Here is a 19,177-nt window from a genome sequence, read left to right as displayed (position 1 = left end):
TCAATAAATTAAAAACGATGATCGCTACATCCTTCTTGGAAATTAGCGCAAAAGCTTACCGCCAAAATATTCGCTATATCCGATCGGAAATTGGTCCCAAAACCATTATTTCGGCAGTAGTAAAAGGAAACGCCTACGGACATGGCATCCCTCAAATGGTAGAAATTGCTGAAAAAGCTGGAATCCGACATTTCAGTACCTTCAGTTCTGATGAGGCTTGGGAAGTCTTTAGGCATTCCAAGAAAAAGTCTCAGATCATGATCCTGGGAATGCTATACCCCGAAGAGATGGGGGATCTGATTAAAGCTGGAATTAGTTTTTATGTTTACGATTTTCAAAGACTAGAACTGGCCATCAACCTCTCAAAGAAACTTGGAATCCCTGCTAAAATACATATTGAGTTGGAAACCGGGTTTCATCGTACAGGATTTGAATGGTCTTCCCGAGATCGATTATCCAAACTATTGCTTGCAGAATCTGACTCTTTAGAACTGGAGGGGCTTTGTACCCATTATGCTGGGGCAGAGAGCATCAGTAATTATGTTCGAGTAAAAAATCAAATTGAGGTCTACAATAAATTTAGAGAGTACTTCACACATAAAGGAGTTGTTTTCCATAAATACCATACCGCTTGCTCAGCGGCAACTTTGATTTTCCCTGAAACCATCATGGATATGGTGAGGATAGGGATTGCAGGATATGGATTCTGGCCTACAAAGGAAACGTTTTATGCCAAACTCAATTCCTTACCTAAGGCAAACAAAAATCCACTAAAGAGACTGATCACTTGGAAAAGTACGGTCATGAGCATCAAATCAGTAAAAATGGGGGAGTTTGTGGGGTATGGGAATAGCTTTATGGCTTTACATAACATGAGGCTGGCGATTGTTCCTGTAGGTTATGGGCATGGCTATAGTCGATTGCTGAGTAATCAGGGGCAGGTGTTGATCGGTGGGCAATATTGTCAGGTGGTGGGAACTGTCATGATGAATGCCATCGCGCTAAACATTACCAAGCTGAAAAATATAGAAGTAGGGGATGAGGTAGTATTGATTGGTAAGCAAAAGAACAAAGAAATCACAGTTGCTTCTTTTTCAGAATCTACGCAGCAGGTCAATTATGAAATGCTCACCCGATTGCCCAAGGATATTCCAAGGAAGATTATTCCTTAGTAAAAAATCACGGTTTTGTTTTTGAAGGCCAATACCTTTCTATCTAAATGGTATTTAATCGCCTTGGAGAGCACCACTTTCTCCACGTCCTGTCCTATTTGCACTAAATCAGGGATGGTGTTATGATGTCTTACTCTTGCCACCTCCTGCTCGATGATCGGTCCGGCATCCAATTCCTCTGTCACATAGTGAGCAGTGGCACCAATGATTTTTACCCCACGTTCATAAGCAGCATGGTAAGGTTTAGCCCCCACAAAGGCAGGTAAAAAAGAGTGGTGAATATTTATGATTCTATTTGGGAATTTTGAGATGAAGGTGGCTGAAATAATCTGCATGTACCTGGCCAATACCACAAAGTCTATATCATGCTTTTTCATCAACTCCAATTGCTGCTTTTCGGCTTCCATTTTTGTATCCCGACTTACTGGAATATAATAATAAGGAATACCAAAAGCCTCTACGACGGATTTTAACTCCTGATGATTAGATACCACCAATGGGATATCCACTTCCAACTGACCCGCATGATGCCTGGCCAAAATATCAAAAAGGCAATGGGATAATTTGCTGACAAAAATGGCCATTTTTGGCCTTGGAAAATTGAAATGAACGTTGAAATCCATTTTGAATTTCTGTCCTACTTCCTCCTCAAATTTTTGGGCGATTTCATCTTTTTGAAGAGAAAAGGAATCCAATTCCCAAGCGGCTCGCATAAAAAACAAACTCAATTCCTCATCTACATGCTGATCAATCTCCAAAATATTTCCATGGTATGCATAAAGAAACCTCGACACTTCTGCGACGATTCCTTTCTGATCAGGGCATTGAATAAGAAGAATTGCTTTGTTCATCGGGGTAATTTAATCATTCCAGATTTTCCATGCAGCTTCTGCCTGTAATTCAAGCATATCCTGTCCGTTTTTTGCTCTCCCTCCAGCTTGAATGCAAGCCTTCATCAAACTCGTCTCAGCAGGATTATATACTAAATCATACACCAGGATCTCGGGGCCCATTTGTTCTAATGGAATAGCAGGTATTCCTTCCACTTTTGGATACGTTCCAAGTGGAGTACAATTGACGATTAAAGGATGCGATTTTAAAATCTTGGGATCATTTTCCAGGTCTTGGTAGCTAATGGACTGGGAATCCTTAGTTCTGGATACGGAAAGAAAATTGATTCCCAAATCTTTTAAAGCCTGTTTTACTGCTTTTGAGGCGCCACCAGTTCCTAAAACTAACGCATTTGGTCTTGCATCCCCAATCCATAATTCTAAGGAATGTTTAAACCCGATGTAATCCGTATTATAACCAGTAAGTGTTTGATCCTTTATTTTGATACAATTGACCGCACCGATTTCTTCACAAGCTGAATCCAGCTGATCTAAAAATGGAATGACCTGCTGTTTGTAAGGGATAGTTACTGCCATTCCCTCCAGGGTAGGGTTTTCTTCTAAAACAGCTTTAAAATCCTCAATCTTTGGGATTTCATACAAATCAAACTGGCATCCCTCAATTCCTTCTTTTTCAAATTTTGCAGTGAAATACTTTTTTGAAAATGAATGACCCAAAGGATATCCTATCAATCCGAATTTTCTCATGATTTATTCAAAATGCTTGCTAACCTTTCAATTCCTATCACCAAAGCTATTCCAAAAAGGAAAGCCAGAACAGCATACATTAGCTGTGGATCCTGGTCTACTTGGTTCAAGTATTCCCCAGGCCATAGATTTTCCGTCAAAAATGGTTTTTCTTCCCCGCTAGAAGAAGTTCTGTATGCTGTCACATTCTTCCAAGGCCAAAGCTTATTCATGGAACCCAACATAAAGCCGGAGAGCAATCCGATTGTTACGGCATAATATCTCTTTAATAACCAGGAGATCACTCTACTAAAAGATAAAATCCCTACCAAACAGCCAAAGGCAAATACTCCTAGGGTTACTACATCGCGTTCAGAAACGGCATTTAAGATGGTCTCATATTTTCCTAAGATCAGCAGCAGAAAACTCCCACTGATTCCAGGTAAAATCATTGCACATATGGCAATAGAACCAGAAATAAAGGTAAACCAAATGGAGTCCGGAGAACTGACCGGAGGCAATTCTGTCACAAAATAGGCGATTATGGTACCGAGAATAATGGCCAAAACCACTCCAAAATGCCAGCGGTTGATCCCTTTCAGAATGACAAAAGCACTGATCAAGATCAATCCACAGAAAAAGGACCAAAGCGGCACCGGATGCTCATCCATCAAATAGGTAATGATTTTGGAGAGCGTAAAAATACTGGTCAATATTCCCAAAAACAGGCTTAATAAAAAAGTGCCATTGACGGCCTTATAAAAAGGCTTGAAATGAAACGATAGCAATAATTTCAAATTCTTCGTATTGAATGAGTTTATGCTATCCAGCAACTTGCTGTAGATACCCGTAATCAATGCGATGGAACCTCCGGAAACACCGGGTACGATATCTGCGGCACCCATCGCCATTCCTTTCAGGTAATTCAGGAAATATTTTTTGATTAGATCCATAGGTAAAAATAAAGGCTGACCGGAAGCAATACCGATCAGCCTCTAATGGTTTTGATCCACTTATAATTTAATTTCTCCTATAAAATGATCGAAGGTATCCCCACGCAACCCAAGACGGATTGTTTCTAATGGAATCACTTCAGTGGGGCTGATATTTCCAAGGTTAACATTGGTACCTAACAATTTGATAAACCAAACTTGTTGTGCTTTGATTGGAGCTTCCCAGATAATTCTTTCTTCTGGAATTTGAGTTAAAATCTCCTCTACCAACCCTTGTCTAACTTCACCGGAATCCCTGAACAAACCAACATTTCCTCCTTCTCTTGCTTCACCGATTACCTTCCAAGCACCTGCATCCAGTTCAGTCTGCATTTGTTCAATCCACTTATAGGGTGGAATGATCTTGGCGGCATCTTTCGAACCAACTTCTGATAATACCGTCACATCCTTAGCTAGCGTGGAAATGTATTCACATTTTCTATCGTGGTTTAAAGAGATAGACCCATCGGAAACCTCACAATATTCCAATCCATATTTATCCAACACTCTTCGGTAATCATCGAATTGATCCCTGACGATAAATGCTTCAAACAGAGTTCCTCCTAAATAAACCGGAATTCCTGCTTCTCGATAAACAGCAATCTTTTCAGAAAGATTTTTAGTCACATAGGAAGTTGCCCATCCTAGTTTGACGATGTCAACAAAATCGGAACAGCTATCGACAAAATCCTCTGTTGCTCTAAGGCTCAGACCTTTGTCCATGGCCATAGTAAATCCCGAGGTACGTGGCTTTTCAGTCCGTACAGGGATGTTCTTCAGCTCATAATTCATTGGCTAGGTTTTAATATGTTAAGTCTCAGGATTTTCTTCCCGATACTGGGCGATGATCTTGGACATAGCCTTTTGCTTTTCCAGCTCTGGCATTAATTCGTACAAGACCACGTGCCTATCGTAGGCCAAAGTTAATGCATTTTCCAAATATGAAAACGCTTCTTTGTAATTGGCTAGTTTGATTTGAAAAACAACCATACGATAATACAGCTCCGCTTCCTCAGGAAGTTCGTCAATTCCTTCACTGATCACGTCCACGGCTTCTTCAAATCTATTTTGATCAAAATAGATCAACGATAGGTTAATATAAGTCTCTAAAATACCGGGTTCCAGGTTGATAGCTTCTTCATAAGCCTCTGAACTGGCTTGTAAATTACCCAAGTTAAACTCTGCATCAGCCAGACCCACCCAGTAATTTGGACTTTGTTTATTCAAATTGAGCGCTTTCTTGAAGTAGTGAATCGCTTCAAAAAATTTCTCTTTTTTTAACATACACATGCCCAATCCAAACCAGGCATCGTCATACTCTTCATCCAACTTCGCTGCTTTTTTGAAATATTTAAAGGCCCCTTCAATATTTCCCAACTTTTCATAAGCAGCACCCATGTAGCAACAATTCTCCGCATTGGCACCTTCACAATTGATGGTATTTTGATAGGCTTCCAAAGCAAGTTCATATTGCTCTGTATTCATTAAGGCATTACCCAAATTGAAATAAGCCGAGGCAAAAGAATCATCGATAATGATGGCATAATCATAGGCTTTGATTGCTTCCTCAAATCTTCCGAGCCTGTTGTAAACCACACCTAAATTATACCAAGCTCCTGCACTATAGGGATCCTGATCAATAAACTCTTGGTAGAACTGAAGAATCTCATCAAAAGATCCTTCCTCTTCCGTGATCATTGCCAACTGGAAAAGTGCATCTTCATGATTGATTCGGTGCTTCACCGCTTCCTTGAAATAGTAAGATGCTTTTTTATTGTCACTGGTCGCTCTGTACAGATTTCCCAGCGAATAATAGACCTCTGCCTTATCTTCTGCCAAGGGCAGAAAATTTTCCAATAATTCAATACCGTATTGGGGGCTTCCTGCCAAAATATGCGCATTGGCTAAGGCTAAAAGGATATCCTCATTGTTAGGAGAAATATTGTTGATATTCTCTAATATGCTCAAGCCTTCTTCCAATTCATCATTGAATATCAAGCATTGCGCTTTTAACAATTTTATCTCTACTGAATAGGGGAATTTTTCCAAAGAGAACTCACTAGCCCTCAAGGCTTTAAGGAACTTTTGCTGATCAAAATAATATCGGATAATATCCTCTAATTCCTCCTCTTCAAAATACAATTCTAAATTGGATTTCAGGGAATTTTCAAACCGCTCTACCAGCTTTTTATCATTTTCCCACTCGTGATCGTGATCTCCTGTCATTAAGATGAGTTAAGTTTATTTAAGATACCAAATAAATTGTTCTCTCAAAATCTCAATTTGTTAATTTTTGTGTCAAAATCTAGAAATAATTCCTAAAACATTTCGACCATCTAAGAAGCAAACGATCGCTTCAAAAAATAAGTTTATTTCGCCCACAAAAAGGTCTCCTCGATCGGAGTATATTTAAAATGAAGGAGCTTTTCTATTTTATCATTTTTGAAGGTGATGTCCTGCTGGGAAATCATTGCCGTTTGTTTATTCAGTGGGTTTTTACTCAAGCGTAACATTCGGGCTATGCCCAGGAAGAACAAGCCTAATTTCAATAAAGAATTAGAAACCGGTTTAGTTGGGACCTTTTTACCAAATGCTTTCGCCATCTTTTCGAAAAACTCCCGGTATTTAATGGTCTCTTTGTTGAGAATAAACCGATCTCCCCAACAAGCCTTTTCATAAAGTTCCCTCATGATTTTCGAAGCATCTCTAACGTCCAGATAATTTATACTACCCACAGGATAGTAGCTCGAATTTCCTAAAACATGAGCATAAATAGAGGTACTGCTTCTCTCATCACTTATTTTCCCTAAAAGGATAGAAGGATTTACCACAATCAATTCCAGCCCTTCCTGCTCTCCTCTCCAAGCTTCTAACTCCCCAAGGTATTTGGAGGTACCATATTTAGTATTTAGAGGTGAATCCACCCACTTATGCTCCTCATCAATTACGCTTAATTCTGGATTTCTACCCAATGCAGACACAGAGCTTACGTGAATTAGTTTCTTAACACCCGCATTCAACATGCAATTCACCAAATTGGAAGTGCCTCGAACATTTACTTCAAACAGTTCTTCCTCATCCCCTGGAAGAAAAGAGACCATTCCTGCACAGTGAATTACCAGGTCCATCTCTTGAATTGCATCATCAATGGATCCCACATCTGAAATAGTGCCTTCATGCCAATGAATTGGAAAATTAACCCCATCCAATAATCGGGTAGAAGAGTTCTTTCTTTTGAAACCATGTATTTCTCCCAAAGAGGCAAACTCTTTGGCTACATAGCTTCCTAAAAGACCTGTGATTCCAGTGATAAAAATTTTCACTTGTATAGATTATAGACTTGAATTGAGAATTTCTATTTCCTTGATCTTTTGATAGGACTTTGACCTTGTCAAGGTCTCCAACATGTCTAGGTACCTTGGGTTATGGCAATCAGTCCCAAAAAATTTAACCAAGTTTCGCTCTAATAGCATTTCAGCAAAATCTTTTACTTGCTTGGAATAAAACCCAGTTAAAGAAAGAAGGTTTACTTGAAAACTGATTTGTCTATCTACCAAGTCTTCCAGAAGCTTTTTATCTGAAATTAAATATTGATATCTCTCAGGGTGGGCAAAAATAGGTTTGTACCCCGCCATTTCTAATTGAAAGAAAGTTTCCAGAAGCATTTGAGGCTTATTGATGAATCCTGTTTCCACCAATATATGATTGGGGCCAAAGGTTAGTAATTCCTCTCCGGATTTTACCTTTTCCAGGAATATCTCATCCATGTAATATTCAGCCGCAGCCTCAATTTCGATCTCTATCCCCTCATTTTTTACTGCTCTACGAACATCCTGAAGGCCCATGTTTATAATTTCTGGGGTATTCCGGTAGTATTCGGACATGATATGGGGCGTGGTGATGATCTTCCTGAGTCCAAAATCTGATAAGCGTTTGATCAGCCCCAAGGACTCCTCCATGGATTTAGAGCCATCATCAATCCCAGGAATCAGGTGGGAATGCATATCCACCTGCATCCAACTCAGGTCCAAATCTTCAAATACTACTTCCTTTTTTTTGAATAAATCAAAAATTCCCATTACAATCCTCCTTCGCTAGTTACTTTGAATTCCTCTAAACTTTGCCACTTTGTATCTTTCTCAGAAATAATCGGATCATTCACCATCCAATCAATCTGAAGACTTGGGTCATTCCATAGAATACCCCCTTCACTTTCCTTATCGTAATAATTGGAACACTTATAAACAAAAATCGCATCTTCCAATACTGAAAATCCATGTGCAAATCCTCTTGGAACATACAAAAGATTATGCTTTTCAGTGTCCATAATAGTAGAATAATAGGACCCGAATGTTTCGGAATCCTTCCTCAAATCCACGACCACATCCAAGACCTTCCCTTGAATTACCCTAACTAGTTTTGCTTGTGCAAATGGTTCCCGTTGGAAGTGTAATCCTCTTACTGTTCCTTTCTGTGAATAAGACTGATTATCCTGTACCCAAGTTTCAAAAACATGCTCTTTCTCTAACCAGTCTGCCCTGAATGATTCAAAGAAATAACCTCTTTGATCATTAAAAACCTTAGGAAATATTTCTAAGACACCAGGTAAACTGGTTTTACAAATCTCAGCCATGGGTGATGTACGTATACGGCAATTAATTAAATGGTAAAATAACCAAGCCAATACGGAGTATCCTAATCAATTCTAAGGAAATATCCCGAACTTTGCAGAATAATAAGAAGCATACAGCATAATTCTAAGTTTAGAGGAGAGAATTTGATAAAATGAAACTTAATCTACCTCAAATGCTTTTTAGTAGCATATAACAGAATCTCATGGGTAAATTTTCAAGAAAACTTCAAAAATTACACGATACCGCTCCAAAAGTGGATACAGCTGTATTGGTAACGATCATCCGACAAGGGGAGACAGAGCGGGAAACTGAAGAGCATTTGGATGAATTGGCATTTCTTACAGAAACCTTGGGAGCCAAAACAGTTTATCGCTTTACCCAAAAAATGGATAAGCCTGATATCCGCACATTTATAGGGTCAGGAAAACTGGAAGAAATACAATCATACGTAGAGCATTTTGAAGTGGACATGGTCATATTCGACGACGATCTTTCCCCTTCCCAAATGCGGAATTTGGAAAATGAGCTGAAAGTAAAAATCTATGATCGCTCCTTATTAATCCTCGATATATTTCTAAACAGAGCCCAAACAGCCCAAGCAAAGACCCAGGTTGAGCTGGCTCGTTTCCAATACTTACTTCCTCGTTTGACCAGAATGTGGACGCACTTGGAGCGTCAAAGAGGGGGAACCAGTACTCGTGGTGGTGCGGGTGAGAAAGAGATTGAAACAGATAAAAGAGACATTCGGAATAAAATCACCCTGCTGAAATCAAAACTCAGAGATATTGAAAAGCAAGGGATTACCCAACGAAAAGGTAGAAAAGGCATTGTAAGGGTTGCTTTGGTAGGATATACCAACGTGGGAAAAAGTACCTTGATGAACCTGATAACCAAAACTGATATTCTTGCAGAAAACAAGCTTTTTGCGACCGTGGACTCCACCGTCAGAAAAGTGGTTTTGGATAATATTCCATTCCTTTTATCAGATACGGTAGGTTTTATCCGAAAACTGCCTACTCACTTGATTGAGTCCTTCAAGTCTACCTTGGATGAAATCCGGGAGGCTGATTTATTGGTCCACGTAGTCGATATTTCTCATCCCAATTTTGAAGATCATATCAATGTTGTGACTGAAACTCTAAGAGAAATCAATGCTGGTGACAAGCCTATCCTGTTGGTGTTCAACAAAATTGATTTGGTAGAAACCATGCCCGATGAGGAAGGCATCATGAATATGAGTGAACTGGAATTGGAAGAAGCCAATTACTTGGATTTTCCTTCTTTGTCTGATGCCTATGAGAAAAAAACCGGTATCAAGCCTGTATTTATGGCCGCTACCTCTGGACTTCATGTGGAGGAATTCCGAGAATCTTTGGTTGCTGAGGTGAAGAAAGCCCATCGAAAAATTTACCCACATTACCTTGAAAATGAAATAGTGGACTGGGAAATGAAAGAAACCGATAATTCCTCTCAATGATGAATTACGATGGCAAATCTTTTCGCCCCATCAGCAATACAGAGAACGGGGAAACTTCTGAAGAAACCATTTTTCACTACAAGCAAGAAGGAAAAATTCTTTCCTGTGACTATTCTGGTGGAAAAATTATAAAAGGACATTTGATCGGGATTGTAAACGATGCCGGAGAAATTGATATGCGGTATCATCAGATCAATTCGCAAGGAGAACTGATGACAGGAGTCTGTACATCTGTTCCTGAGCTTCTGGAAAATGGAAAAATCCGCCTTCACGAAACCTGGCAATGGACTTCGGGAGACAGATCAAAAGGAAATTCAATTTTAGAGGAGATATAAAAAGGGCAAGTAATTTACTTGCCCTTTAATACTAAGAAACAGATTCAATCATAGCTTCTCTTAAATCCTTTGCCGCACCGACCATTTCAGTCAAGGCCTTTTTGGTTTCTTCCCAATGGCGGGTTTTTAATCCACAATCGGGATTTACCCATAAATTAGACACCGGAATTACCTCTTTGGCTTTTTCCATTAAATCCACCATTTCAGCCCTACTCGGTACTCTTGGCGAATGGATATCATAAACTCCTGGACCGATTTCGTTGGGATAATTAAATTGACCAAATGCATCTAACAGCTCCATTTGAGATCTAGAACACTCAATAGTAATCACATCGGCATCCATGTCCGCAATATTCTGGATGATATCATTGAACTCAGAATAACACATATGGGTATGAATCTGCGTTTCATCTTTAACTCCGCTAGCAGAGATTCTAAAAGCTCGAACAGCCCAATTTAAATATTCTTGCCAATCAGATTTACGAAGGGGAAGCCCCTCACGAATTGCGGGCTCATCTATTTGAATCACTTTGATCCCAGCTTTTTCCAAATCCACGACCTCATCCCGTATGGCCAATGCAATTTGGGTACATGTTTGGGATCTTGGCTGATCATTTCTGACAAAGCTCCATTGTAATATAGTTACTGGCCCCGTCAACATGCCCTTTACAAGCTTATCGGTAAGAGATTGGGCAAAAGCTGACCAGCGGACAGTCATTGCCGCAGGTCTGTGAACATCTCCATAAATGATCGGAGGTTTCACACAACGGCTACCATAACTTTGAACCCACCCATTTTTGGTAAAGGCAAAACCGGCTAACTGTTCACCAAAATATTCCACCATGTCATTTCGCTCAAATTCTCCATGAACCAATACATCCATCCCGATCGATTCCTGCCATACGATAGACTCCCGGGTTTCATCCTCCAAGAGTCTTTCATAATCCTCTCGGCTAAGATCTCCTTTTTTAAATCTCGCTCTCCAGGATCGGACCTCCTTGGTCTGAGGAAAAGATCCTATCGTGGTAGTGGGAAAAAGAGGAAGGTCTAAAGCTTTTTTCTGTATTCCCTGACGGATAGAAAAGGGGCTTTGGCGTTGATCATCCCTTGAGTTGATCGCTTTGACCCTACTTTTCACTTGTTCGTTGTGGATCAAAGTGGAAGTCTTTCTATTCTCAATAGCGCGCTGATTTTGCCCTAATTGTTCGAGTGCTTCCAAGGAGGGATCTTTCTCAGCCAGCTTTTTCAGGCATACTACTTCTTCGATTTTTTGCTTCGCAAACGCCAACCATTCTTTAATCTGGGGTGCAAGAGATTTTTCATTGGTTTCCAATGCTAAATCACAAGGTGAATGAATCAGAGAGCAAGAAGGAGCAACCCACACTCGATCTGAACCAATTTGATCCACCGCCTTTTGGATATAAAAAAGTGACTTCTGAAAATCATTCATCCAAATATTCCTACCATCTATGAGGCCTAAAGAAAGGTGCTTTTGCCCTCCGAGTTTTCCAGAATCCAAGATGTCGTGTAGCTGGGAAGGACATCTCACTAAGTCTAAATGAAGCGTATGAACTGGAAGTGAAAGTGCAGTTTCCAGATTTTCCCCAAAACAGTCAAAGTAATTGGCCAAAATGATTTTTAGGGAAGGAAAAACTTTTTTTATTTCTGAATAAGCAAAGTGAAGAGCTTTCTTCTCTTTCGCACCCAATTCGATCGCTAAAAATGGTTCATCAAATTGAACCCATTCTACATGGTTTGCATCCAACTTTTTTAGTATTTCCAGATACACTGGAAGAAGATTTTTGATTAAATCTATCCGATCAAATCCGGACTCTTTTTCTTTACCCAACAATAAATAAGAAACAGGACCTATCAATACCGGCTTGGTGGAAATTCCAGTATGTTTAGCTTCGTTATATTCCTGAATTGCCTTTGTAGAAAACAACTTGAACTGTTGGTCTTTTCTAAATTCGGGAACGATGTAATGATAATTGGTATCAAACCACTTGGTCATTTCCATAGCAGTGATATCCAACCCATTTTGTTGATACCCTCTGGCCATGGCAAAATACAAGTCCAGTTCATTATTCCCTTTTTGTAAAATCACCTCATGGTAACGATCTGGAATCGCTCCCACCATCAATGACATATCCAATACCTGATCGTAAAAGGAAAAATCATTGGAAGGAATCAAATCAATTCCTACCTCCTGCTGAAGTTTCCAGTTTTGTTTTCGGATGGACTCGCCGACACTTTGTAATTCATGTAACGTGATTTTGCCTGACCAATAAGACTCGCAGGCTTTTTTGAGTTCTCGGTTGCTACCAATTCGCGGGTAGCCAAGATTGTGCGTTTGCATCTCTTTTAACTTTTAATTTGAATAATGAGTTAAAAGCTCTTGTACTGAACCTCACAACACTTTGAAATTGAATGTTTTATCAAGAAGAATGCAGATTTTTCCTAAGGCATAGCCTATCTGGTCTGGAATGGACAGACAAATAGTTAAGCTCAGAAATAATGCATCAAACCCGACAAAAAGCTTCAAATCGCGAAAGCATTGTCTCTCCTACCTTCAGGTAGGTCGGAATAGGCAGGTCTCCTGACTTGTAACGGATTTCATCGTCCTTCCCGCCTCGATGGGGATCAAAACAGTGGACATGCAAGGATGAACTCCTTTGGTATGTTACTTACAGTTGCGCGACAGTTCGTGATTTTCACACGATTCCCTTTTCACCTCGATTTTCATCGAAGACCGCTTCCGGTTGATAAAGTATAGAACTAATTCAACTGTGAAAGTAATGAATTTTATCCAGGTATAACTAATCCCATTGTTTTTGATACTTGCTGAATTCCCAGTCTAGAAAAAAGAATTATACATCACTTGAAGTACCTATTCAATTATTGATCACAAAGATGTAATTTAAATCCAAACTTCAACTTCATGGCACTTCTAACAGACATCCTAATTGGCTTAATTGCAGCACTGCATCTCTATTTCTTATACTTCGAAATGTTCGCTTGGGATACCATTGGCCGCAAGACCTTTAAACAAATACCCCCCGAAGTATTCCCTAAAACCAAAGTATTAGCTGCTAACCAGGGTTTGTACAATGGATTTTTGGTAGCAGGGCTCATTTGGTCTTTATTGATTGAAGATCATCATTGGTCATTTTATATCGCAATTTTCTTCTTGAGCTGTGTGTTAATAGCGGGAATTTATGGAGCCTTGACTGCGAGCAAAAAAATCTTTTGGATTCAGGGTTTTCCTGCTTTGATCGCGTTGATTTTAATTCATTTAAAATGGTAAACTAACACTGAATAATTGAATACAAAAAAACCTTCGAGATCCTAAAGACTTCAAAGGTTTCAGTTCTAATTATATGAATAAAAGCTTATAAATCATCCTCTTCGAAATCGTCTGGATCCCCAGGCCCCATATCAAACATGGAGCTGAATAGGTCCTTGAATTTCAATCCGGTATCCAGCATTTTTTTACTCAATTGAGAATATTCTGCCAGTCCATGTAGGGCAAATTCCATAAAGAATTCCTTCTCTTTTTCCGGCAAATTTTTCACCATTCCAGTGACCACTTCTTCCAATCCCGGAACAGATTGTAATGCAGTCTTGTAATCCTTGTCGGATTGAGAAGCCAAAATATCCAGTTCATTTCCCTCTCCAAACCAAGCTAGTGGAATGACATATGGGTTTCCTTCTTTGGACTTTTTCTTTTGTTCTGGAGAAGGAAAGTAATTCACAAACTGCGAACGGATTGCTTTTCCAATCAAGCTATATGCTACAATTCCAGCACCTTCCTGTTCTCCTTCATACACCAACTCCACTTTACCTGTAATGGCTGGTATTACTCCTATCAAATCGGCAATTCGAACCATGGTATTGGATTCCCCATTCATATACATTCTCCTTTCCGCTGCTGAAATCAGATTTTCATAAGCAGAAATAGTCAATCGGGCAGAAACACCACTTTTCTCATCCACGTATTCTGAAGCTCTTGCTTCGATGGCAATTTGCTCAATCAAATCTTTCATCAATTCCGGCACCAAAATGTTTTCTACTGGCTTCCCTTTCAGATTCGCTTCTTGAGAAGTGATTCTTCTACCTATTTCAATAGACTTCGGATAATGGGTAATGATCTGACTTTCAATCCTGTCTTTTAAAGGAGTGACAATACTTCCTCGGTTGGTATAGTCCTCGGGATTTGCGGTAAAGACAAACTGGATATCCAAAGGCAATCTCAATTTGAAACCACGAATTTGAATGTCACCTTCCTGTAAAATATTGAACAAGGCTACCTGAATTCTTGCCTGTAAATCCGGTAATTCATTGATCACAAAAATGGAGCGATGGGAGCGAGGCACCAACCCATAATGAATGACACGTTCATCATTGTAGCTCAATTTCATAGTTGCTGCTTTGATGGGATCTACATCTCCAATCAAATCTGCCACCGACACATCGGGTGTAGCCAATTTCTCGGTATATCGATCATCTCGATGCCACCAAGCAACAGGTGTATCTTCACCCTTTTCTTCAATTTTCTCTTTTGCATAGGTACTCAAGGGTGCCATTGGATCATCATTCAATTCTGAACCAAAAACCACCGGAACATATTCATCCAATAGTTGAGTCATAATTCTGGCAATCCTAGTTTTCGCCTGTCCACGAAGACCCAATAAATTGATGTTGTGCCTGGATAAAATGGCGCGTTCTATATCTGGAATCACCGTATCCTCATATCCCCAGATTCCTTCAAAAACATTTTCTTTGGCTTTGATTTTTTGAATCAGATTGTCACGAAGTTCTTCTTTAATGGATTTGGGTTGGTATCCGGCCGCCTTAAGCTGACCTAATGTTTTTATTTGCTTGAGTTCTTTTCCAGTCAATTTTTGGTATTCCATGGTGATTAAAAGCGTTTGGTTCGGTTTCTTCTATAATCTTCAAAAATCAGGTCGCCCAGTCCTTTCAGACTGCTGTAATAGGCATTCCCGTTGTTTACTTTGGTAAATTCTTTGACAAATTCCTTCAGATATGGATCAGAAGCAATCATAAAGGTGGTTACTGGGATTTTTAGTTTCCTGCATTGAGCAGCCAATTTCAGCGTCTCACTAAGAATCTTACTGTCTATCCCAAAAGCGTTTTTATAGTATTTAATCCCCACTTTTAAACAGGTAGGCTTCCCATCGGTAATCATGAAAATCTGCTTGTTAGGGTTTTTTCTTCTTCGCAAGAGGTCCATGGCTAGCTCCAACCCTGCAACGGTATTGGTATGGTAAGGGCCCACTTGTAGATAAGGCAAATCCTTGATTTCTATTTGCCAGGCATCATTTCCAAAGACGATGATATCCAAAGTGTCTTTTGGATAACGGGTTTTGATCAATTCGGCCAATGCCATGGCGACTTTTTTGGCAGGAGTGATTCGGTCTTCTCCATATAAAATCATGGAATGGGAAATATCAATCATCAACACGGTCGAAGTTTGAGAACGGTATTCGTTTTCTACCACTTCCAAATCATCTTCTGTAAGCAGATAATCTCCTCCAAATCCGTGATTGGCCTGTGCATTTCTCAATGAATCGGTCAAGGCAATCTGATCCAAATTATCTCCGAATTCATAAGCTCGCCGATCAGTGCCACGTTCTTCACCTTGTCCAGAGTGAGTGGTTTTATGTTGCCCGGATTTTCCTCGCTTGAGTTTACCGAATATTTCTTCCAAGGCAGACTTTCGGATGGTTTGCTCTGCTTTTCCGGTAATTTTAATTTCTCCTTTTTGATTTTCCTCAGTCAGGTATCCTTTGCTTTTCAGATCGTCTATGAAGTCACCGATTCCATAATTGGGATTGGTCAGTTGATATCGATTATCCAAGTTGGTCAACCAACTCAACGCTTCAGCTACATCTCCACCCGTCATGGTAACCAGTTGCAAAAATATATTCAGCAGGTTATCGAAGGTGTTCTTCTCCGGATCCTGTGAGGGAACAAATTTCGTAAATCGGAATCCTTTCATAATTAGACTAATGTATCAAGATTCAAGAAACAAGACTTTAAGTTTAAAAAAACAACGAAACTCTTGTCAAAATTAACTAAGCCGGAAAGCCTTGAATTTCAATTTAGTGGAATTTTATTCTTTCCGACAGTAGAAGTAACAAACAGAATGGTATGGTAGTTTAATAAATAGAATAAAAACCTAAAAAAGATGAAAAACTATTTGCAAGTAGTAGGAATTGTGACGGGGATTTTGATAGTTTTCGTCACCTTGATCCAGTTAGAAGTAGCCTTACCTCTGATCTGGTTACTATTTATTTCTGGTCCAGCTTTAATACTCTGGATGTTTTGGGCTGTCTTGGCAGCTCCCGTAGAAATCAATGAAACTTTCGAAGAGCAATGGTATCAGGATAGGCCAGATTTATTGAAGGGTTAGTTTGATTGAAAAAAATTAACTCTCTTATCTTTACCCCATGACTCCTGCCGAGAAACATGCTTCCCTGATCAAATCCATCGCCAATCGGCTCGGCTTTGACTTTTGTGGGATAGCAAAAGCTGGTTTTTTAGAAGAGGAGGCTCCTAGATTGGAAGAGTGGCTGAGCCGGAATTACCAAGGTGAAATGGGCTATTTGGCTAATCACTTTGACAAGCGACTGGATCCAACCAAACTGGTAGAGGGTGCTAAAACAGTAGTTTCACTTGTTTATAATTACTATCCTGAAACCTCACTTCCCGAGTCTCCAGAATCCATTAAACTCGCAAAATATGCGTATGGAGAGGATTATCATTTTGTAATCAAAGACAAACTCAAAGACTTCCTGGAAATCCTCCGGAATGAAATAGGAGAAATCGAGGGACGGGCATTTGTGGATTCGGCGCCCGTCATGGAACGTCAATGGGCACAAAAAGCAGGCTTGGGTTGGATCGGTAAAAACAGCCTTTTGCTGAACAAAAAACAAGGAAGCTTTTTCTTCTTGGCCGAATTGATTATCGATCTGGAGGTTACCCCGGACACCCCGCTCACCAAGGATTACTGCGGAACTTGCACTGCCTGTATAGATGCTTGCCCTACTGATGCCATTGTTCAGCCCAGTGTAGTAGATGGATCACGATGCATTTCCTATTTGACCATCGAGCTAAAAGATGCTATTCCCAATGAGTTTAAGGGAAAAATGGACAACTGGGCTTTTGGTTGTGATATCTGCCAGGATGTATGCCCTTGGAATCGGTTTTCCAAACCCCATCAAGAATCCAAATTCAAACCTCATCCAGATTTGGAAGGATTTACAAATCAAGATTGGTTGGAACTTACCGACGAAACATTTAGAAAAGTCTTTAAAAAATCTGCGGTAAAGCGCACCAAATTTGCTGGACTAAAAAGAAATGTCGAATTTCTTCGGTCAAAAGAATAGTACTTATGAGTCCTAAAGCTCCAAATCTTAAATCCGTTCAAAAGCTTTTTAAACCCAAAAAGAAGAAAAGACCTAGTCATAAAATCGGGTTGCCTCCAGGCTCATTGGTATTTACTGGAGACAAGAAACAAGAGGAAGTATTCATCAATTTAATTACCTATGATGAGAATGAATTCTATGAGGAAAACATCAAACTCGATCAGCTTGATACTCATTTAAAACTTCAGAAAAAGGTAATCTGGATCGATATTATAGGGTTGCATGATGTGGAATTGCTTGAAAAAATAGGGAATCATTTCGGGATCCATAAACTGACTTTGGAAGATATTCTAAGTGTAGATCAGCGTCCCAAAATGGAGCTTTTTGAAGATTATATCTTTTCTACCTTAAAGATGATCCAATGCCCAAGTCCAGAATCACCTATCGTAGATGAGCAGGTAAGCTTTGTGCTACGTGAAAATGTATTGCTGACTTTTCAGGAGAAAAAAGGTGATGTTTTTCAATTTGTTAGAGATCGCTTGCAAGATCCCAAACGAGCCATCAGACAGCGTGGATCAGATTACTTGTTGTATGCCTTGCTAGATGCAGTAATTGATAATTACTTCATCGTGATGGAAAATGTAGGGGAGCGAATCGAAAATCTTGAATCCCAAGCGATGATCGATCCTGACACAGATACACTCAATTCACTTTACTTACAAAGAAGAGAAATGATGGATTTGAGAAGGTCTGTTTATCCCCTGCGTGAAGTGATTGGTTCCTTTGGTAAATATGCTGAGCATAAAATCTCCCCAGAAGTCCGTCCTTTTATTCGGGATTTGTATGAAAACACCATACAAGTCATTGAAACCATGGAAGTCTTTCGAGACATGTCTTCTGGAGTACTGGACTTGTATATGAACAGCCTCTCCAACCGGATGAACAATGTCATGAAAGTCCTCACGATCATCTCCACTATTTTTATCCCATTAAGTTTTGTGGCGGGAGTCTATGGGATGAATTTTGACAATATGCCCGAGTTACACTGGAAATATGGTTATTTCTTTGTGATTGGAGGAATGGGATTGGCCGTGATCGGCATGTTGTTTTTCTTCCGATGGAAGAAATGGCTCTAACTTATTGAAACTTTAAAATCACACGTTTTTCGCCATTCTTTAGCAATAATTGCCCTCCGGTTTGTTGGTAGTAGCGAACTGATTTCAAGGTTTCTAAAAACTTATTTTCAAAAGCCGAATTTTGACAAGCCATCATGGTGGCTCCAATATTTCCAAATTCCAACGTATTCTTTTTGTCAATTTCATAAGGACCAAAAATTCGATTACATCCACCGGATCCCGAAATCTCACTTCTCTCCGCATCAAAAATCAAATGCGCATCTTGGTTAGTTCCAGAAATCTGTACCGGAACTCCAGTCATTTCTACCAAGGTCCACTGCTTATCCTCCCACTTGGAATCAGGAAACGATTTGGAGCTACAAGCTGCTAGTATAAAAAAAGGAATTAAGTATAATATGTTTTTCATGATTGCTTTAAATGTTCAATTGAATAGGGCAGAAATGAAGCCAAACTTGAAAATCTG

At 39.7% G+C, this 19,177-nt stretch carries 19 protein-coding genes and 1 riboswitch; of the genes, 7 read left to right on the top strand and 12 right to left on the bottom strand.

The window, feature by feature from the left end; translation table 11 throughout:
• Positions 1–17: 17 nt before the first annotated feature.
• Positions 18–1,172 (top strand): alanine racemase, encoded by a 1,155-nt coding sequence (gene alr, locus BUR11_RS16180; RefSeq protein WP_074226005.1) that lies wholly within the window; start codon positions 18–20, stop codon positions 1,170–1,172.
• Here the strand turns inward: alr and purU are convergent.
• The 8 genes from purU to rfbC form a co-directional block, all read right to left on the bottom strand.
• On the bottom strand, positions 1,169–2,023 hold the full coding sequence (gene purU, locus BUR11_RS16175) for a formyltetrahydrofolate deformylase (RefSeq protein WP_074226004.1): 855 nt from the start codon (positions 2,021–2,023) through the stop codon (positions 1,169–1,171). The genes alr and purU overlap by 4 nt on opposite strands.
• 9 nt (positions 2,024–2,032) lie before the next feature.
• Positions 2,033–2,770, bottom strand: coding sequence for a shikimate dehydrogenase family protein (locus BUR11_RS16170; RefSeq protein ID WP_074226003.1), 738 nt, complete (start codon positions 2,768–2,770; stop codon positions 2,033–2,035).
• Complete coding sequence (locus BUR11_RS16165; protein WP_074226002.1) at positions 2,767–3,702, bottom strand: DUF368 domain-containing protein; 936 nt, start codon at positions 3,700–3,702, stop codon at positions 2,767–2,769. The genes BUR11_RS16170 and BUR11_RS16165 overlap by 4 nt, the downstream gene beginning before the upstream one ends.
• A 60-nt stretch (positions 3,703–3,762) precedes the next feature.
• Complete coding sequence (locus BUR11_RS16160) at positions 3,763–4,533, bottom strand: phosphosulfolactate synthase (protein WP_074226001.1); 771 nt, start codon at positions 4,531–4,533, stop codon at positions 3,763–3,765.
• Between the two features lie 18 nt (positions 4,534–4,551).
• A complete protein-coding gene (locus BUR11_RS16155; protein WP_074226000.1) occupies positions 4,552–5,967 on the bottom strand; it encodes a tetratricopeptide repeat protein in 1,416 nt (471 codons plus the stop codon).
• Between the two features lie 143 nt (positions 5,968–6,110).
• Positions 6,111–7,064, bottom strand: coding sequence for an NAD-dependent epimerase/dehydratase family protein (locus BUR11_RS16150; protein WP_074225999.1), 954 nt, complete (start codon positions 7,062–7,064; stop codon positions 6,111–6,113).
• Positions 7,065–7,073: 9 nt separating this feature from the next.
• Positions 7,074–7,820 carry a tyrosine-protein phosphatase gene (locus BUR11_RS16145; RefSeq protein WP_074225998.1) on the bottom strand — a complete coding sequence of 249 codons (747 nt, stop codon included), beginning with the start codon at positions 7,818–7,820 and terminating at the stop codon, positions 7,074–7,076.
• Positions 7,820–8,374 carry a dTDP-4-dehydrorhamnose 3,5-epimerase gene (gene rfbC / locus BUR11_RS16140; protein WP_074225997.1) on the bottom strand — a complete coding sequence of 185 codons (555 nt, stop codon included), beginning with the start codon at positions 8,372–8,374 and terminating at the stop codon, positions 7,820–7,822. Before rfbC ends, BUR11_RS16145 begins: the two co-directional genes overlap by 1 nt.
• Before the next feature lie 203 nt (positions 8,375–8,577).
• Here rfbC and hflX point away from each other — a divergent pair, with 203 nt between their 5' ends.
• Complete coding sequence (gene hflX, locus BUR11_RS16135; protein WP_074225996.1) at positions 8,578–9,852, top strand: GTPase HflX; 1,275 nt, start codon at positions 8,578–8,580, stop codon at positions 9,850–9,852.
• The gene (locus BUR11_RS16130) at positions 9,852–10,187 is read left to right on the top strand and encodes a n-acetylglutamate synthase (protein ID WP_200800424.1); all 336 of its coding nucleotides are present in this window, start codon (positions 9,852–9,854) and stop codon (positions 10,185–10,187) included. Before hflX ends, BUR11_RS16130 begins: the two co-directional genes overlap by 1 nt.
• A 31-nt stretch (positions 10,188–10,218) precedes the next feature.
• Here the strand turns inward: BUR11_RS16130 and metE are convergent, their stop codons facing one another.
• A complete protein-coding gene (metE, locus tag BUR11_RS16125) occupies positions 10,219–12,546 on the bottom strand; it encodes a 5-methyltetrahydropteroyltriglutamate--homocysteine S-methyltransferase (protein WP_074225994.1) in 2,328 nt (775 codons plus the stop codon).
• A 213-nt stretch (positions 12,547–12,759) separates the two neighbouring features.
• Positions 12,760–12,959, bottom strand: a riboswitch (cobalamin riboswitch).
• Between the two features lie 169 nt (positions 12,960–13,128).
• On the opposite strand from metE, the gene BUR11_RS16120 reads away from it, so the two are divergent.
• Positions 13,129–13,494 carry a DUF1304 domain-containing protein gene (locus tag BUR11_RS16120; RefSeq protein ID WP_074225993.1) on the top strand — a complete coding sequence of 122 codons (366 nt, stop codon included), beginning with the start codon at positions 13,129–13,131 and terminating at the stop codon, positions 13,492–13,494.
• Positions 13,495–13,579: 85 nt separating this feature from the next.
• On the opposite strand, the gene BUR11_RS16115 is transcribed toward BUR11_RS16120, so the two are convergent.
• Entirely contained in the window at positions 13,580–15,103 is a 1,524-nt protein-coding gene (locus BUR11_RS16115) for a P-loop NTPase family protein (protein WP_074225992.1), read from the bottom strand.
• A 5-nt stretch (positions 15,104–15,108) separates the two neighbouring features.
• Positions 15,109–16,209, bottom strand: coding sequence for a vWA domain-containing protein (locus BUR11_RS16110; RefSeq protein WP_074225991.1), 1,101 nt, complete (start codon positions 16,207–16,209; stop codon positions 15,109–15,111).
• A gap of 189 nt (positions 16,210–16,398) precedes the next feature.
• On the opposite strand from BUR11_RS16110, the gene BUR11_RS16105 reads away from it, so the two are divergent.
• From BUR11_RS16105 to corA, 3 genes are read left to right on the top strand one after another with little or no spacing between them, the layout of a single operon-like run.
• The gene (locus BUR11_RS16105) at positions 16,399–16,623 is read left to right on the top strand and encodes a hypothetical protein (protein ID WP_074225990.1); all 225 of its coding nucleotides are present in this window, start codon (positions 16,399–16,401) and stop codon (positions 16,621–16,623) included.
• 37 nt (positions 16,624–16,660) lie between these two features.
• Positions 16,661–17,599: a tRNA epoxyqueuosine(34) reductase QueG gene (gene queG / locus BUR11_RS16100; RefSeq protein WP_074225989.1), complete on the top strand. Its 939-nt coding sequence runs from the start codon at positions 16,661–16,663 to the stop codon at positions 17,597–17,599.
• Positions 17,600–17,604: 5 nt separating this feature from the next.
• A complete protein-coding gene (corA, locus tag BUR11_RS16095) occupies positions 17,605–18,714 on the top strand; it encodes a magnesium/cobalt transporter CorA (protein WP_074225988.1) in 1,110 nt (369 codons plus the stop codon).
• A 1-nt stretch (position 18,715) separates the two neighbouring features.
• On the opposite strand, the gene BUR11_RS16090 is transcribed toward corA, so the two are convergent.
• Positions 18,716–19,120, bottom strand: coding sequence for an META domain-containing protein (locus tag BUR11_RS16090; protein ID WP_074225987.1), 405 nt, complete (start codon positions 19,118–19,120; stop codon positions 18,716–18,718).
• Between the last annotated feature and the right edge of the window lie 57 nt (positions 19,121–19,177).

It is taken from the genome of Algoriphagus halophilus (genome assembly GCF_900129785.1).
Lineage (GTDB): Bacteria > Bacteroidota > Bacteroidia > Cytophagales > Cyclobacteriaceae > Algoriphagus > Algoriphagus halophilus.
This window is presented reverse-complemented; position numbering and strand designations above follow the sequence as displayed.

Bases quoted from the DNA above. Each gene is read 5' to 3' on its own strand.
- BUR11_RS16155 (WP_074226000.1), bottom strand. From the start codon at position 5,967: ATGACAGGAGATCACGATCACGAGTGGGAAAATGATAAAAAGCTGGTA.
- BUR11_RS16170 (WP_074226003.1), bottom strand. From the start codon at position 2,770: ATGAGAAAATTCGGATTGATAGGATATCCTTTGGGTCATTCATTTTCA.
- BUR11_RS16090 (WP_074225987.1), bottom strand. From the start codon at position 19,120: ATGAAAAACATATTATACTTAATTCCTTTTTTTATACTAGCAGCTTGT.
- corA (WP_074225988.1), top strand. From the start codon at position 17,605: ATGAGTCCTAAAGCTCCAAATCTTAAATCCGTTCAAAAGCTTTTTAAA.
- BUR11_RS16105 (WP_074225990.1), top strand. From the start codon at position 16,399: ATGAAAAACTATTTGCAAGTAGTAGGAATTGTGACGGGGATTTTGATA.
- metE (WP_074225994.1), bottom strand. From the start codon at position 12,546: ATGCAAACGCACAATCTTGGCTACCCGCGAATTGGTAGCAACCGAGAA.
- hflX (WP_074225996.1), top strand. From the start codon at position 8,578: ATGGGTAAATTTTCAAGAAAACTTCAAAAATTACACGATACCGCTCCA.
- queG (WP_074225989.1), top strand. From the start codon at position 16,661: ATGACTCCTGCCGAGAAACATGCTTCCCTGATCAAATCCATCGCCAAT.
- rfbC (WP_074225997.1), bottom strand. From the start codon at position 8,374: ATGGCTGAGATTTGTAAAACCAGTTTACCTGGTGTCTTAGAAATATTT.
- alr (WP_074226005.1), top strand. From the start codon at position 18: ATGATCGCTACATCCTTCTTGGAAATTAGCGCAAAAGCTTACCGCCAA.
- BUR11_RS16120 (WP_074225993.1), top strand. From the start codon at position 13,129: ATGGCACTTCTAACAGACATCCTAATTGGCTTAATTGCAGCACTGCAT.
- BUR11_RS16145 (WP_074225998.1), bottom strand. From the start codon at position 7,820: ATGGGAATTTTTGATTTATTCAAAAAAAAGGAAGTAGTATTTGAAGAT.
- BUR11_RS16110 (WP_074225991.1), bottom strand. From the start codon at position 16,209: ATGAAAGGATTCCGATTTACGAAATTTGTTCCCTCACAGGATCCGGAG.
- purU (WP_074226004.1), bottom strand. From the start codon at position 2,023: ATGAACAAAGCAATTCTTCTTATTCAATGCCCTGATCAGAAAGGAATC.
- BUR11_RS16165 (WP_074226002.1), bottom strand. From the start codon at position 3,702: ATGGATCTAATCAAAAAATATTTCCTGAATTACCTGAAAGGAATGGCG.
- BUR11_RS16115 (WP_074225992.1), bottom strand. From the start codon at position 15,103: ATGGAATACCAAAAATTGACTGGAAAAGAACTCAAGCAAATAAAAACA.
- BUR11_RS16130 (WP_200800424.1), top strand. From the start codon at position 9,852: ATGAATTACGATGGCAAATCTTTTCGCCCCATCAGCAATACAGAGAAC.
- BUR11_RS16160 (WP_074226001.1), bottom strand. From the start codon at position 4,533: ATGAATTATGAGCTGAAGAACATCCCTGTACGGACTGAAAAGCCACGT.